This is a genomic window from Actinacidiphila guanduensis (assembly GCF_900103985.1).
GTDB lineage: Bacteria > Actinomycetota > Actinomycetes > Streptomycetales > Streptomycetaceae > Actinacidiphila > Actinacidiphila guanduensis.
Map to the genome: position 1 here is coordinate 117,701 of NZ_FNIE01000014.1, position 14,188 is coordinate 131,888.

Genomic DNA, 14,188 nt, shown 5'->3' on the forward strand with positions numbered 1-14,188 from the left:
AAGCCCGCCCCACCGCGCGCACACCACCGCGGGCCAGGGCACCCCACCTCGCACACGCAGAGCACCCGCCCCCCCCGCAAGCGCAACGCCGGGCACCGCCCCACCCCGCACCCACGACCACGCCGCACCCCGCCCCACCCCGCAGGGTCCCCCCGGCCAACACAAAGCCCACCCGCCCCACCCCCCGCGCCCCCGGAGGGCCCCGCTTCCACAACCCCCACAACTCCACCATGCGAAGGACAAGGAACCCCCATGTCCCGCACAGGCATTGACATGCCCTCAGCATCCGCGTTTGACTCGACGCTCGTGCAGGTCTGGCAACGTTGTCATCGCAGGCACCCCGCACCCGCTGCGACGACGCTGCCGGCCGAGGACGCCATCCGTCCTCCCTGGGCACACCCGTGCGCACGATTCGCGGAGGCAGTCTCGATGATTCCCTTGCGTCGCCCGGACCACCCCCGGCCCACCCCTCCCCCGAGACCGCGGAGCGCGGCGCTGCGCCGCGCGGCCGTGGTCGCCTCGTTGCTGGGCCTGGCCGCCCTGCCGCTGCAGTCCCTGGACAGCGCCTCCGCCGCCTCGGCGCCGTCCCCGGTCAAGGACCCCGCGTCCCTGGTGAACCCGCTGATCGGCACCTCGGGCGCGGTCAACACCTTCCCCGGCCCCGACGTGCCCTTCGGCATGATGCAGTGGGGTCCCGACACCACCCCGCAGCGCGCCCAGGGCGGCGGCTACGAGTACAACAGCACGCAGATCTCCGGCTTCAGCCTCACCCACGTCTCGGGCCCGGGCTGCGACGTCGCCGGTGACGTGCCGATCCTGCCGGTCTCCGGCGCGCTGTCGGGCAACCTGTCGAACGACGCCGCGACGTTCTCGCACTCCGACGAGCAGACGGCCATCGGCTCGTACACCGTCAAGGACGCCTCGGGCGTCACCACGGAGCTGACCGACACCACCCGCGCGGGCCTGGGCCGCTTCACCTTCCCCGCCGGCGCGCCGGCCAACCTGCTGCTCAAGCTGAGCGGCGGCGCCACCCAGGTGGACGGCACCCGGGTGAAGGTGGTGAGCAACCGCGAGGTGAGCGGCTCGGTCGACAGCGGCCACTTCTGCGGCGCCAACAACCGCTACACGCTGCACTTCGACATCAAGTTCGACCGGCCCTTCACCACGAGCGGCACCTGGGTCGGCAGCACCATCAACCCGGACGCGAAGTCGCTGACGGCGGGCCGTACCGCGGCGCCGAAGTCCAGCAGCACGCAGGGCAGCACGCTGCACGAGAAGCACTTCACGGTGCCGGCCTCGCCGTCCCCGGTGATCCACCCCTCCGCGGGCGCCAAGTCCACCGGCAGCGCGACCAGTTCACCGGCCGCGACGGGCAAATCCTCCGCCAAGGCGAGCGGTTCGGCCTCCACCGCCCCGGTCACCGGCGCCAACGGGATGTACCTGACCTTCGACACCGCCTCCTCCACCGCGGTGACCGCGGCGGTCGGCATCTCGTACACCAGTGACGACAACGCGGCCGCCAACCTCTCCTCGGAGATCAGCGGTTGGGACCTGAACAAGCTCAAGACGGCGAGCCACAACGCCTGGAACGCCCTGCTCGGCAAGATCGCGGTCGGCGGCGGCAGCCACGACCAGCAGGTGGAGTTCTACACCGCGCTCTACCACGCGCTGCTGCACCCGAACGTCTTCTCGGACGACAACGGCCAGTACATGGGCATGGACAACCAGGTCCACAAGCTGGCGAAGGGCCAGAAGGCGCAGTACGCCAACTACTCCGGCTGGGACACCTACCGTTCCCAGACCCAGCTGATCGCCACGGTCGCCCCGCAGCAGACCGGTGACATCGTCACCTCGATGCTCAACGGCTACGACCAGACCGGCCTGCTGCCCAAGTGGGCCTCGAACAACGGCGAGAGCTACGTCATGGTCGGCGACCCGGGCGCCTCGATCATCGCCGACGCCTACGCCTTCGGGGTGCGCAACTTCGACACCGCGCACGCCCTCGACGCGATGGTGCACGAGGCGACCGCGCCCAACCAGGACCGCCCCGGCGAGTCGGTGCGCGACGCCAAGGGCTACCTGCCGCTGGACGAGACCGACTACGGCTGCTGCAACTTCTACGGCCCCGTCTCCACCCAACTGGAGTACGACAGCGCCGACTACGCGCTCGCGTCCTTCGCCAAGTCGCTCGGCAACACCGCCGACTACACGAAGTTCGCCACCCGCGCGCAGGACTGGGAGAACGTCTTCAACCCGCAGACCGGCTACCTCCAGGGCCGTAACCAGGACGGCAGCTTCGCCGGCGGCTTCACCCCCGGCACCTCCAACGGCTTCGTGGAGGGCACCTCGGCGCAGTACACGCCGATGGTTCCCTTCGACCTCAAGCAGCTGATCGCCGCCCGCGGCGGCTCGGACGCCTACGCGTCCTACCTGGACAGCCTGCTGGACAACATCACCGACCCGGGCTCCACCAACGCGGACCTGTCCAACGAGCCGAGCCTGGAGATCCCCTGGGAGTACGACTACGTCGGCCAGCCGTGGAAGACCCAGGAGGCCGTGCGCGAGGCCCAGTTGGGGCTGTACTTCAACGCGCCCGTGGGTTCCTTCGGCAACGACGACCTGGGCGCGATGAGTTCGTGGTACGTGTGGTCCTCGCTCGGCATGTACCCCGAGACGCCCGGCACGGACACCCTCGCGCTCGGCAGCCCGGCCTTCCCCGTCGCCAAGGTCACCTTCGGCAACGGCAAGCAGGTCACGATCAACGCCCCGCAGGCCGCGCCCGACGCGCCCTACGTGCAGTCCCTGAAGGTCAACGGCAAGGCGTGGAACACCTCGTGGCTGACCGCGGGCCAGTTCAATTCGGCCAGGACGCTGGACTACACGCTGTCCACGCAGCCCGACACCGCCTGGGCGAGCGGCCCGGACGCCGCGCCGCCGTCCGACACCACCGGCAGCGGCCGGGTGCTCGCCGCGACCGGCCCGACCAGCGACGGGCTGATCGTGGCCCCGGGCGGAAGCGGTGACGCCACGCTGAAGCTCACCAACCTCGGCGACAAGGCCGCGACCGTGGACTGGACGGCGACCGCCGACAGCGGGGTGACCCTGGGCACCTCCTCCGGCTCGGTCTCCGTGCCCGCCTCCGCCACCGCGCAGACGCAGGTCCCGGTCACCGCGGGCAGCAAGGAGGGCGCGTACACCGTGACCTTCGCGCTGACCGACCACACCAGCGGCGCGAGCCTGGGCAGCGCCACCCTGCGGGTGGCCGTCGCGCAGCCGGGCGAGCTGTGGCCCTACGAGTCCAACGTGGGCGTCTACGCCGACGGCACGCACTTCAGCGGCGGCTTCGACGACGGCGGCTGGGCGTACTCGCAGAACGCGCTCGCCGCGGCCGGCGTGACCAGCGGCGGCAAGGTCACCGCGGACGGGATCACCTACAACTGGCCCACCACCGGCGCCGGGCAGCCGGACAACCTGGAGGTCGGCGGGCAGACCATCCCGCAGCCGACCGGCTCCTCGGGCGCGTTCCTCGGCCTGCTCGGCTCGGCGACCAACGCGCCGACCGACGGCAGCGGCGTCCCCGGCGACCTGACCGTCACCTACACCGACGGCAGCACCGCCAAGGCGACGGTGGCCTTCTCGGACTGGACGCTCAACGGCGGCGGCAGCAAGCCGCTCGCGGGCAACACCGAGGCCATCACCACCGACTACCGCAACACCGGCTCCGGCGGCCGCGACACCGTGAAGGCGTACGTCTTCTCGGTGAAGGTGCCGCTCGACCCGAGCAAGACGGTGGCGTCGGTGACGCTGCCGGTGACCAGCGCCTCCGGCACGGTCCACCTGTTCGCCCTGGGCTACGGCAGCTGAGCCCATCCCACCGCCCGTGCCGTCCCCGGTCCGCTTCCCGCGAACCGGGGGCGGCACGGCCGTTTCCGGGGTGGCACGGCTGCTTCCGGCCTGCGGGAGGCGGATCGGCGGCTACGGCCGGTCGGTGTCCGGCGCCATGTGCTGCAGGCCGATGACCGACAGCAGTTCGAGCTGCTCGACGGCCTCGGTGCCCGGTGGCGCGGTGAACCACAGGAACCGCTGATGCCCGTCCTCGCTGACCAGGTTCAGGCAGTTCAGGTCGAGGACGCCGAGCTGCGGGTGGATGATCCGCTTGCGGTCCTCGCGGCGCACGGCGACGTCCTGCTGCTGCCACAGCGCGGCGAACTCCGCGCTGTAGCGCAGCAGATTGGTCACCACGCTGCGCACGTCCGGGTCGCTGCCGCGGCGCCCGACGACCGAGCGCAGGTCGGCGACGAAGACGCGCGAGTGGTGGGTGTGCTCGGCCTCCGGGTAGATCAGCCGGGCGTCGGGCTCGGTGAACCACCGGTACAGGAAGCTCGCCCGCAGCCCCTTCGCCTCGATCGGCGGGCCGAGCAGCGCCCGGGCGAGCGGATTCTGCACGAGGGTGACGTGCAGGTCGGTGATGACCATCGCCGGGGTGCTCTCCAGGCGGTCGAGCAGGTCGAGCATGCCGGGCTGGACGTGGGCCGCGGCGCCGCTGGTGGGCGGCAGCGGGCGGCCGGCCTGGCGGAAGAGGTAGTCCCGCTCGTCGTGGCCGAGCCGCAGGGCGCGGGCGAGAGCGGCGAGCATCTGCTCGGAAGGCTGGGCGGTGCCGCGCTCCAGTTGCGTGTAGTAGTCGGTGGAGGCGCCGGCCAGCTGGGCGACCTCGTCGCGGCGCAGGCCCGGCACGCGCCGGCGCGGCCCGGTGGGCAGCCCCACGTCCGCCGGGCGCACGCGGTCGCGGCGGTTGCGGAGGAAGGCGGCCATGGCGTCGAGATCCATGCCCCCAGTATCGGCACGGCCGCGGGCCTTACCCAGGGGTTCCCATCACCAGGGTGGGCGCCGCCGACCCCACCACCGCGCGAGCGAATCATGGTTTTGTCTGTGCGGGTGCGACCGCGTACGGCCGCCCCCCAGGGATGCCCGGGAGCCGTCCTGGGAAGAGAACCGGGTCGGGCCTGGGACGTCAGCCCGCCAGCAGGTCGAGCACGGCCCGGTGGTACACGGCGTACACCGTGGGGAGTTCCGCGAGGTGAGCGCGTTCGTCGATGCCGTGCAGCCCTTCGTACGGCACGCCGAAGCCGGCCGTGGCCCGGATTCCCTCGCCGGCCAGCAGGTTGCCGATGTTCGACGGTCCCGCGGTCTTCGCCCGCACGGTCAGTCCGGCCTCGGCGGCCGCGTGCAGCAGGGCGGCGGCGGGCTGCTCGTCCTCGGCCAGGCGGAAGGGCGGCCACGCGGCGACGGGGGTGACCTCGGTCGGCGCCGGGGCGGGCAGTTCCGCGTCGAGTTCGGCGACGGCCTTGCGGACGAGGGTCTCGGCGTCGTGGGCGTCGAAGGCCGGGGTGGTGCGGATGTCGATGTTGAGGTCGCACCGGTCGGGAGTGACGGAGAAGCCCTGACCGCCGTGGAAGGACGTGACCGACAGCTTCGGCGGCAGCGGAAAGCCCGAGGTGCCGTCGGCACCGGGCAGGTCGGCGGCATCCAGGAGGCGTACGAGGTGCGCGGCACGGGAGATGGCGCCGACCACGGTCCGGCCGGCCCCGGAGTGCCCGGCGGGGGCGTGCACAGCGAGGGAGGCCCGCCAAAGGCCCCGGCCCCCGACCACGACCTCGTCCAGCCCCGGATATCCGATCATCACCCCGGCCGGACGGTCGGCAGCGGGGTCGGCCAGGTAGGCGCGGGCGCCCCCGAAACCGCCGGTGTGCTCATCGACATCCAGGAGCACGGCCAGTCCGCCGTGCAGGTCGGCGGCGCGGGGCAGCACGTCGGCGGCGATGTGGCAGAACATCGCCGCGGCGAGCTTGGAGTCGGCCGCGCCACGGCCGAGCAGCCAGCCGTCCACGACATCTCCGGAGGCCGGCGGGAAGGACCAGGCGGTCTCGTCGCCGTACGGGGCGGTGTCCACGCACGCGTCGAGCGTCCACCAGGGCCCCGGGTGCCCGCCGGGTATCTCCACGAGCAGCCCCACCAGGGCGTCTTCGCCGTCGTGGAGGCGCCGGTGCGGCAGGCCACGGGCGGCGAGCCAGTCCTCCAGCACGGTGAGAACGGGCCCGTAGTCGTCGATCCCGCCCCGGCTGGGCCGCCGGATCAACTCCTGGGCCAGCTCGACCACGGACGCCGTACGGGCCTCGGCCGGCCGCTGAAGATCCTCGTTCACGCCTCTCCCCACTCCGTACCGGCAGCGCACCGACGCCTTCGATCGTCGCCACCGGCCGCGCGGACGCGCACGCCTCACGCCCATGGTGGACCAGGCCCACCGCCGCCTCGCGACTGCCTGAAACGCCGCAGTCGCCCCCCACTCCGAGGAGCGAAGGCGGCGGCACCACCGCGGCGGTCCCCGACACGACGAAGAAGCGCTCCAGCGGGTACACCCAGTATCCGCATGGCCGCGGGCCTTACCCAGGGGTTCCCATCACCTGGGTGGGCGCCACCTCGCTCATCGCGCGCCGCGGGGCGAGCATCGGAAGGGAAGGCGCCCACCGCGCCGACGAACCACCCCGGAGAAAGGCACCCCATGTCCACCAGCACTCCCAGGATCGCCCTCGTCACCGGCGGCAACCGCGGACTCGGCCGGGCCGTCGTGGAGGCGCTCGCCGCCGACGGCATCGACGTCGTCTTCACCTACCGCTCGCACGAGGACGAGGCCAAGGAGGTCACCGAGGCGGTGGCCGCGCTCGGCCGCCGGGCCGAGGCGCTGCAGCTCGACACCACGCAGACCGGCGCCTTCGCGGACTTCGCCGCGACCCTGCGGCAGAAGCTGCGGGACGCCTGGGGCCGCGAGAGCTTCGACATCCTGGTCAACAACGCCGGCTTCTCCGGCAGCACCGTCCTCGGCTCCACCGACGAGGAGACCATCGACCAGCTCTTCGCCGTCCACTACAAGGGCGTCTACCTGCTCACCCAGGCGCTGGCCACCGCGCCCGAGGGCAGCACGCCGCTGCTGGCCGACGGCGGCCGGGTGGTGAACCTGTCCACGGGTCTGGCCCGCTTCGTCACCAAGCCGTACGCCGTGTACGCGTCGATGAAGGGCGCCGTGGAGGTGCTGACCCGCTACTGGGCCGCCGAACTGGGCGAGCGCGGCATCAGCGTCAACACCATCGCCCCCGGGCCGGTGGCCACCGACTTCGCCGGCGGCTACCTGCGGGCCAGCGACGAGGTCCAGCAGGCCATGACCGGCATGACCGCCCTGGGCCGGATCGCCCACGCCGAGGACATCGGCCCGGCGGTGGCCGCGCTGGTCTCCGAGGGCACCGCCTGGATCACCGGCCAGCGGATCGAGGCCAGCGGCGGCTTCCGCCTCTGAGCCGGCCCGTACGGCCCCATCGCCCCTCCCTGCACGACCCCAGGACCGCTCCCCGTACCGAAGGAGACCCGCCATGCCGTTCGCCCACTTCAAGGTGCCCGCGGGCACGCTGACCGCCGAGCAGAAGAAGCAGATCGTCGACCGCACCACCGACCTGTACGCCGAGATCTACGGTGAGCGGGCCCGCCCCACCACCCTGGTCCTGGTGGACGAGGTCCCCGACGGCGGCTGGGGCATCGGCGGCACGGTGCTCACCAAAGCCATGCTGACCGGCGAGCCGGGCACCCCGTGACGCCCACCCCCGGGGTGCGGGCCGCCTGTTCCGGGCGCCCCGCACCCGCGGCGTGACCGCGACGGCCCGCACCGTACCCGCACGACCGCCGAGCCGGGGCACAGCTGCCCGCTGCCAGCGGGCGGTGCCGGTCCATACGATCGCCCGCGCCGCGGGTGGCGGCTCGATGGCCGCCCGGCGCTCATCTGCTGCCCGGAACCGACCGTATGCCCCGGAGGCTCGCAGGGGCCGTCCGGCAGGGGGCGAGGCCCGTGCGGCGCTTCCGGCCGGGAGCGTCAAACCTTCGGCGTCGCGTTTCCCGCGCCCGGCGGCGGTCAGGCGAGGGTGGTACGCAGAGCGTCGACCGATGGGAGGCGGCACCATGACCGGCCACGACGAGCAGCACCGTAAGGCCCGCGAGGACCACGGGAACCGTGAGCACGCGGAGCGGGAGGAGACCGAGCAGGACGAGGGGCGGCGGGTCGTCGACAAGAGCGTGCCGACGCCTGAAGGGCTCACCTCGCCGGACGAGACGGTGGACGACGCCCCCGCGGAGCCCCGGCAGTCGAAGGACTACGCCTGAGGGTGAGGGCCACCTGTCAGGGCGGCCTCGGGGCCGGGTCCGTGCGCCCGCGGAAGGTGGGGCTGCCTGTCCGGGCGGGCCGCCTTCGCTGCCGGGCTTCGTACGTCCGCGGAGGGTGACTGGGGGCGGGCCGTGCAGGGGGCGGGGACGTATCACGGCGCCACCGTCCTGGGGCCGTGTCACAACCCCGGCCCCGCCGTCACCCGTGCACCGCCCCCCTGCTCGCTTCCCCGCGCTCCCTCACGCCCCTCACCCCGCGAAGACCTCGGCGGCCCGCCGCACGCGCAGCTCCTGCAAGGTCTCGGACTGGGTCCGGGCCCGCTCCAGGAGGGTGTCGATGCGGTCGGGGTCCAGGCGCGGGTCGGTGTCGGCCAGCTCCCGCAGGGTCCGCCAGCCCGACGCCTTCCCCTCCACGCCGAGCCGCATCGCCTCCAGCTCCAGCAGTGAGCTGAGCGGCGAACGGCGCACCACGTAGCCGTTCGACTTCAGCCGCCCGGCCTTCTCGCCCGCCCACCCGAGCAGCATCTTGTACCGCCGTATGGGGATTCCGAGCCGGCGCATGATGTCCTGCAGGGCCCGCGCGTCCTCGGCCACCTCGGCGGCCAGACGCCCCAGCTCCCTTGCCCCGCTGGCGCCGCGCTGCGAGCGCGCGATGCGGCGGGCGAGGTCCCGCCCGCCGGTCGCCCCCGCGAGATGGTCGTTGAGGTAGATCGCCAGCAACTCGTCAGCCGTCCCGGCCGAGCCATTCATCAGCGGCCCTCCGCGTCCTCAAGGCAGCAGCACCCCACCGCCGCACGCCTCCGCGGGTACCCCGCCCCGCCCCGCCGAACCCGCCCCTGAACAGACACCTGGCCCCCTGGGGGCACGAGGAACGGCGCGACCGACCACCCACCGACCCGCAGCCGGCAAGGCGCCCAGCGGGGCACACACGCCGGCACCCCCCTTCCCCGCGGAGCGCGGAGCGGTCCTCACCCGCGGAGCGAGGCCGCGGACGGGGCCATGTGGGACGTGAACCAGTCGCGCGCCAGGTCCGCGGCCTGCTCCAGCGTGCCGGGCTCCTCGAAGAGGTGCGTGGCGCCGGGGACGACCGCGAGGTCGCTCTCGCAGTGAAGGCGCGCCTGGGCGGCACGGTTGAGCGCGAGCACCTCGCGGTCGTTGCCGCCGACGATCAGCAGCGTGGGCGCCGTCACCGCCGCCAGCGCGGGTCCGGCCAGGTCGGGCCGGCCACTGCGCGAGACGACCGCGGCCACCCGGCCGTCCGCCTCCGCGGCGGCCCGCAGCGCCGCCGCGGCTCCCGTACTGGCGCCGAAGTAGCCGAGCGCGAGCCCGTCGGCGGCGCGCATCGCGCGCACCTCGGCGGTGGCCCGGGCGAGGCGGCGGGCGAGCAGCGCGGTGTCGAAGACGTTGCCGCGGTCGGCGGCCTCGTCCTCGGTGAGCAGGTCGAACAGGAAGGTGCCCAGGCCCGCCCGGTTCAGCCCGGCGGCGACGAACCGGTTGCGCGGGCTGCGCCTGCTGCTCCCGCTGCCGTGGGCGAACAGGACGATCCCCGTCGCGCCCTCCGGCACCGTCAGCCGCCCGCGCAGCACCGCCGTACCGGCCCGCAGCTCCACCTCCCGGTCGGTGGCCGACGAACGGGCGGCGGCCTCGTCCAAACAGGCGGCGACCTCCTCGTCGTCGGTCTGCGTGAAATCGGCGTAGAACTGGCCGATCGCGTGGAACTCGCGCGGGGTGTACGGGCAGACCAGCGCGTCGGCGTCGCCGCCCATCCGGTCGGCCCAGTCCTGCGGTGCCACCGGGACCGCGGCGACGATCCGGGCCGCTCCCCTGGCGCGGGCGATCCGGCAGGCCGCGCGGGCGGTGGAACCGGTGGCGACGCCGTCGTCCACCACCAGGACGGTGCGGCCCTCCAGCGGTACGGCCTGCCGGTCGCGGCGGTAGCGCCGGGCGCGCCGCTCCAGCTCGATCCGCTCGCCGGCCTCGACCTCGGCGATGTCGTCGGGGCCGACGGCGGTCGCGCGCAGCACATCGGGGTTGACCACCCGCACCCCGCCCTCGCCGATGGCCCCCATCGCCAGTTCGGGCTGGTACGGCACGCCGAGCTTGCGCACGAGGCAGACGTCGAGCGGCGCCCGCAGCTCGCGCGCGACCTCCGCGGCGACCGGCACCCCGCCCCTGGGCAGTCCGAGCACCACCACCCCGCGCCCCGCGAACTCCTCCAGCCGACCGGCCAGTTGCCGCCCGGCGTCACGCCGATCCAGAAAGAACACGATCCGGCCTCCTCACCACGGGGACGGCCCACCGGGCACGCGCCCGTCCTTCCATCCTCGCGCGCCGCCCCGCCCGACGCGCGTGCGCAGCGGCACTCTCCCGTACGAGAGGCGCGGCGGCCGTGGGGGTTCGTCGGGCAACCCTTCGCGTCTGCACGCCGCACACCTCCCGGCCGAGCGGCCCCCTTGCCTGAAACGGCCCCGGAGCCCTCCCAGCCCAGGGCGCGGCGATCGCTTAGGGCACGGTACGCAAAGGGGCGCGGGGAACTGCGCGCGCAATCGGTACGCTCGCGCGCTTCGTCACCGGCCCGAAGAGGCAGCTCGGTCCGCCCCGGGCTACCGGCGGGCACCGCACCCGGGAACCGCTCTGGCGAGGAACGCACGGAAGCACTCCCCCTCCGCCCCCGTGAGCGGGCCCGGGGCGAAGACGACCGTTCTCACAGGTACGCGCGGGATGCGTGCGAGGGTGTCCCGACCCGTACCGAAGCCGCCGCGGTGGAACAGCGCGCCGCCCCTGAACAGCGTGCCGCTCGGCTTGTGGAGCAGGACGACGTGCCCGGGCGAGTGCCCAGGAGCGCGGACGGCCCGCGGTACCGCCGCTGCCCTCGATCGCCTCACCGTCGCACACGGTGGCGTCGGCCTCGAAGGGGATCCAGTACAGCTTCGGCAGGCGGTCCACCGGCCGCCCGAGCCACCTGGACAGCAGTCCGAACCGCCCGCGGCGGCACCCCGCCACGAGCAGGCCGGCAGCGAGCACGAAGGGATCTTCGCGGCCCGCGCATCAGCCCAACATGTAAGCGCCGCACATCTCTTGGCGGACGGCCCCTCCAACAGCCGCTCGGCCTTCCCCCACTACCTGCCGGATCGCGATGAGGGCACATTGGGGGTTGTGACCCCTATTGCGATGTGCGCGTGCAGGTCGATACTCACGCTATGGAGATGGTGGTCCACCCCGAGTCAGGTTTGAGCAAGGCCACGTGGACGGAGCGGGACCTCGACGCGATGTCGTTCGACTCGTGCCAGATCCACGCCCTCGCCGTCACCGATGACGAGGGCCCGCCCGACGGCCTGAGCCCCGAGGAGTTCCTCGAGCAGAGCGACATCGACGACACAGCACCGTCGGCCGTGCAACTGCACCTCGACCTCGATTACATCGTGCGCCGGGTCGAGCCGCCGACACCCTGGCGGGACGTCAATTTCTGGGTCTCACCGGCCACGCTGGTCTTCGACTGCATGGACCCGATATCGGGCGATCTGCACTCCATGCGGCTGCCCCCGCAGATGAGGAGGCTGCAACGGGTAGGACCGACGCACCCCGGCAGCTCGACGTGGTGGCACCTGGAGGGCGACGGCTTCCTCCTGAAGTTCAAGGCCTGGGGTTTCACCCTGCACCTGCGCCAACCACCGCGCTACGGCAGGCGAGTGCTCCGGATGGCCGACCGCGGAGGGATCAGCTTCGAACGGCGCTCCTTCGCCTAGAACTCCAGCCGCGGGTCGTGAACTTGCCGGTCGGTGTGCCGAAGCGCTTCGGCGGGCGGATGACCGTTCGACCGTTTGAGTCAGCACGGCTCGTCGGGCGCCATGCTCACGGTGGTGACGGCTGCTGCCGGCGGCGCGCAAGGCCGGTCCACAACCACGCCTGACGGCGGGTACGACCCTCGATGTCAGCGCTGCGCACGGCGGCCACCACCGTCATCACCGGCCATGCGAGCACGGTCACCACTATCTCAAGGGGCCCGAAGTCCGTGCCCAGCGCCACGGCCACGATCTCCGCGGGGAACACCACGGCCGCCAGCAATCCCCCTACGAGGGCGGGCACCCATGCGCGGCTGCCGACGGCCCGCCGGGATACGAGAGCCAGCCCGCCACCGATGACCACCCCCATCACGGCGCCCGCCGCCGAACTTCCGACGAGGAGTATCCCGCCGTCACGGAGAGCAATCAGCGCGGCCTGCGTGCTGCCTCTTGCCAGGAGAGCGAGCGCGACCCCGAAGGCGAAGATGGCCCAGAGCCCTCCCGGAACGCCTGCCATCAGCAGGCCGACTCTCATACCGCGGCCCAGCGCTTCGCGCCTCTTCATAGGCACACGTCTACCACCAGCGAGAGACGAACGCCCAGGGGACGGCCACCGCCAGCACGCTCAGCTCCCCGGCCGCCAGTACACCGGCACCGCGGACAGGACCGCGAACTCCCAGGTCGCCCTCCACCTCGTCCATGCCGGCGGACACGGACACCCAGCGGTGCACCACCAGATGTTCTCTAACCTCGACGGCGTGACGATCGATCCCCTGCTCACGCTGTTCCACCGCGCGGCCGACGGCCGGTTCCCGCCCGCGGACGGCCGGGTTACCGTGCTTCCGTCACTGCCGGGCGGGTTGGAGTGCTCCGTCGCCTTCACCGGGCACGCCGTCATCTCCACCGCCCTGCCCGAGGAGGAGGTTCTCACGCAGCGGCCCGACGGCTACGGCGGTTCGCTCGCGCCCGACTTCCTGCGGTTCCTCGCCGGGCCCGCCGGGCGGATCGGCACGCTGGACGCCGTCCTCGTCGCGCGAGGCACCTCCAACGCGGCCGATGCGGCGCGGCAGTTGCCCGTACGCCTCGACGCCGAGGACCACCAACGGGTCCGCCACGCGCGCGACCTCCGTACCGACGTTCGCGTCCACGGTGACGCACGCGGCCTCGTCACGCTCGCCAACGGCCTCGCCGGACGGCGGGAGTTGAGCATCGAACTCGCCGACCCCGCCAACGCCTCCCGCGGCCGGGGCCGTTCGCTCCTGCGGGACGCCCTCGCCCTGGTACCCGCCGGCGAACCGGTCTTCGCCGCCGTCTCCCCCGGCAACGCCCGCTCCCTGCGCGCCTTCCTGGCGGCCGGCTTCACCCCGCTGGGCAGCGAGGTCATCCTGCGTCCGCAGCGGCCCTCCTCACCCTGACGGGTCTCAATAAGGCGATGCCCGACACCCGTTGGACGGGTGGGGGTCGAGAAACCGAACTCTCCCTGGGAGCAGGGCCGTTCGCGTACGGCTGCCTCGCCAGCGGGCTCGCGCCCCGCTGCGGCCGGGAGGCGGCACAGCGAGAGCCCGCGGCTCCGTCTCCCGGCGCCCCCGCCGTCTGCCGCGCCCACCCCGCGCTCGCCCCTCCGAGTCATCCCACCGAGAGGTTAGTTGGTTTTTCGAACCCACTGTGCCATGATCGGCACCTCCGGCACCAAGCCGGAACCCGGAAGCCCGGAAACCGGGAACCGAACCCGAACCCGCAGGAGACCGGCATGACCACGCTGCAGGACTTCGCCCGGCTCGCCGGCGCCGAGCAGGGCCTCGGTACGGTCTCCACCCTGCGCGCCGACGGCACCGTCCAGTCCTCCGTGGTGAACCTCGCGGTCACCGCGCACCCTCTCGACGGCACCGAGGCCGTGGCCTTCGTGACGTACGGCAAGGTCAAGCTCGCCAACCTCCGGGTCCGCCCGCGCCTCGCGCTGAACGTACGGTCCGGCTGGCGCTGGGCCACCGTGGAGGGCACCGCCGCGATCATCGGCCCCGACGACCCGCACCCGGACGTGGACGCGGAGCGGCTGCGCCTGATGCTGCGGGAGATCTTCACCGCCGCGGGCGGCACGCACGAGGACTGGGCCGAGTACGACCGCGTCATGGCCGCCGACCGCCGCGCGGCTGTCCTGGTCCGCCCGGAACGGGTCTACGGCAACAGCTGAACTCGGCGGCCGG

General features: G+C 73.1%; 13 protein-coding genes. 7 read left to right on the forward strand and 6 right to left on the reverse strand.

Translation table 11 applies throughout. The features are described from left to right. Positions 1-429: 429 nt before the first annotated feature. Positions 430-3,864 (forward strand): lectin, encoded by a 3,435-nt coding sequence (locus tag BLR33_RS27310; RefSeq protein WP_093787288.1) that lies wholly within the window; start codon positions 430-432, stop codon positions 3,862-3,864. A 111-nt stretch (positions 3,865-3,975) separates the two neighbouring features. Here BLR33_RS27310 and BLR33_RS27315 read toward each other — a convergent pair whose 3' ends face one another. Further along, the gene (locus BLR33_RS27315) at positions 3,976-4,827 is read right to left on the reverse strand and encodes a helix-turn-helix domain-containing protein (RefSeq protein ID WP_093787289.1); all 852 of its coding nucleotides are present in this window, start codon (positions 4,825-4,827) and stop codon (positions 3,976-3,978) included. A gap of 184 nt (positions 4,828-5,011) precedes the next feature. Further along, positions 5,012-6,202: a M20 family metallopeptidase gene (locus BLR33_RS27320; RefSeq protein WP_093787290.1), complete on the reverse strand. Its 1,191-nt coding sequence runs from the start codon at positions 6,200-6,202 to the stop codon at positions 5,012-5,014. 357 nt (positions 6,203-6,559) lie between these two features. On the opposite strand from BLR33_RS27320, the gene BLR33_RS27330 reads away from it, so the two are divergent. The 3 genes from BLR33_RS27330 (at position 6,560) to BLR33_RS27340 (ending at position 8,202) form a co-directional block, all read left to right on the forward strand. Then, positions 6,560-7,348, forward strand: a complete 789-nt coding sequence (locus BLR33_RS27330) for an SDR family NAD(P)-dependent oxidoreductase (RefSeq protein WP_093787291.1) — start codon at positions 6,560-6,562, stop codon at positions 7,346-7,348. Positions 7,349-7,421: 73 nt separating this feature from the next. After that, complete coding sequence (locus BLR33_RS27335; RefSeq protein ID WP_093787292.1) at positions 7,422-7,640, forward strand: 4-oxalocrotonate tautomerase family protein; 219 nt, start codon at positions 7,422-7,424, stop codon at positions 7,638-7,640. Positions 7,641-8,001: 361 nt separating this feature from the next. Next, positions 8,002-8,202 carry a hypothetical protein gene (locus BLR33_RS27340; RefSeq protein WP_143031763.1) on the forward strand — a complete coding sequence of 67 codons (201 nt, stop codon included), beginning with the start codon at positions 8,002-8,004 and terminating at the stop codon, positions 8,200-8,202. 249 nt (positions 8,203-8,451) lie between these two features. Here the strand turns inward: BLR33_RS27340 and BLR33_RS27345 are convergent, their stop codons facing one another. Continuing rightward, the gene (locus tag BLR33_RS27345) at positions 8,452-8,952 is read right to left on the reverse strand and encodes a hypothetical protein (RefSeq protein ID WP_093787294.1); all 501 of its coding nucleotides are present in this window, start codon (positions 8,950-8,952) and stop codon (positions 8,452-8,454) included. A 218-nt stretch (positions 8,953-9,170) separates the two neighbouring features. Then, positions 9,171-10,469 (reverse strand): phosphoribosyltransferase family protein, encoded by a 1,299-nt coding sequence (locus tag BLR33_RS27350; RefSeq protein ID WP_093787295.1) that lies wholly within the window; start codon positions 10,467-10,469, stop codon positions 9,171-9,173. Positions 10,470-11,402: 933 nt separating this feature from the next. On the opposite strand from BLR33_RS27350, the gene BLR33_RS27355 reads away from it, so the two are divergent. After that, positions 11,403-11,948 (forward strand): hypothetical protein, encoded by a 546-nt coding sequence (locus BLR33_RS27355; protein ID WP_143031764.1) that lies wholly within the window; start codon positions 11,403-11,405, stop codon positions 11,946-11,948. A 106-nt stretch (positions 11,949-12,054) separates the two neighbouring features. On the opposite strand, the gene BLR33_RS27360 is transcribed toward BLR33_RS27355, so the two are convergent. Together BLR33_RS27360 and BLR33_RS35340 are read right to left on the reverse strand one after the other, a co-directional pair. Further along, a complete protein-coding gene (locus BLR33_RS27360; RefSeq protein WP_093787297.1) occupies positions 12,055-12,549 on the reverse strand; it encodes a hypothetical protein in 495 nt (164 codons plus the stop codon). Positions 12,550-12,559: 10 nt separating this feature from the next. Continuing rightward, entirely contained in the window at positions 12,560-12,703 is a 144-nt protein-coding gene (locus BLR33_RS35340; protein ID WP_176930531.1) for a hypothetical protein, read from the reverse strand. Positions 12,704-12,742: 39 nt separating this feature from the next. On the opposite strand from BLR33_RS35340, the gene BLR33_RS27365 reads away from it, so the two are divergent. Then, positions 12,743-13,399 (forward strand): hypothetical protein, encoded by a 657-nt coding sequence (locus tag BLR33_RS27365; protein WP_245771698.1) that lies wholly within the window; start codon positions 12,743-12,745, stop codon positions 13,397-13,399. Between the two features lie 335 nt (positions 13,400-13,734). Further along, positions 13,735-14,175 carry a TIGR03618 family F420-dependent PPOX class oxidoreductase gene (locus BLR33_RS27370; protein ID WP_093787298.1) on the forward strand — a complete coding sequence of 147 codons (441 nt, stop codon included), beginning with the start codon at positions 13,735-13,737 and terminating at the stop codon, positions 14,173-14,175. The last annotated feature ends 13 nt before the right edge of the window (positions 14,176-14,188 follow it).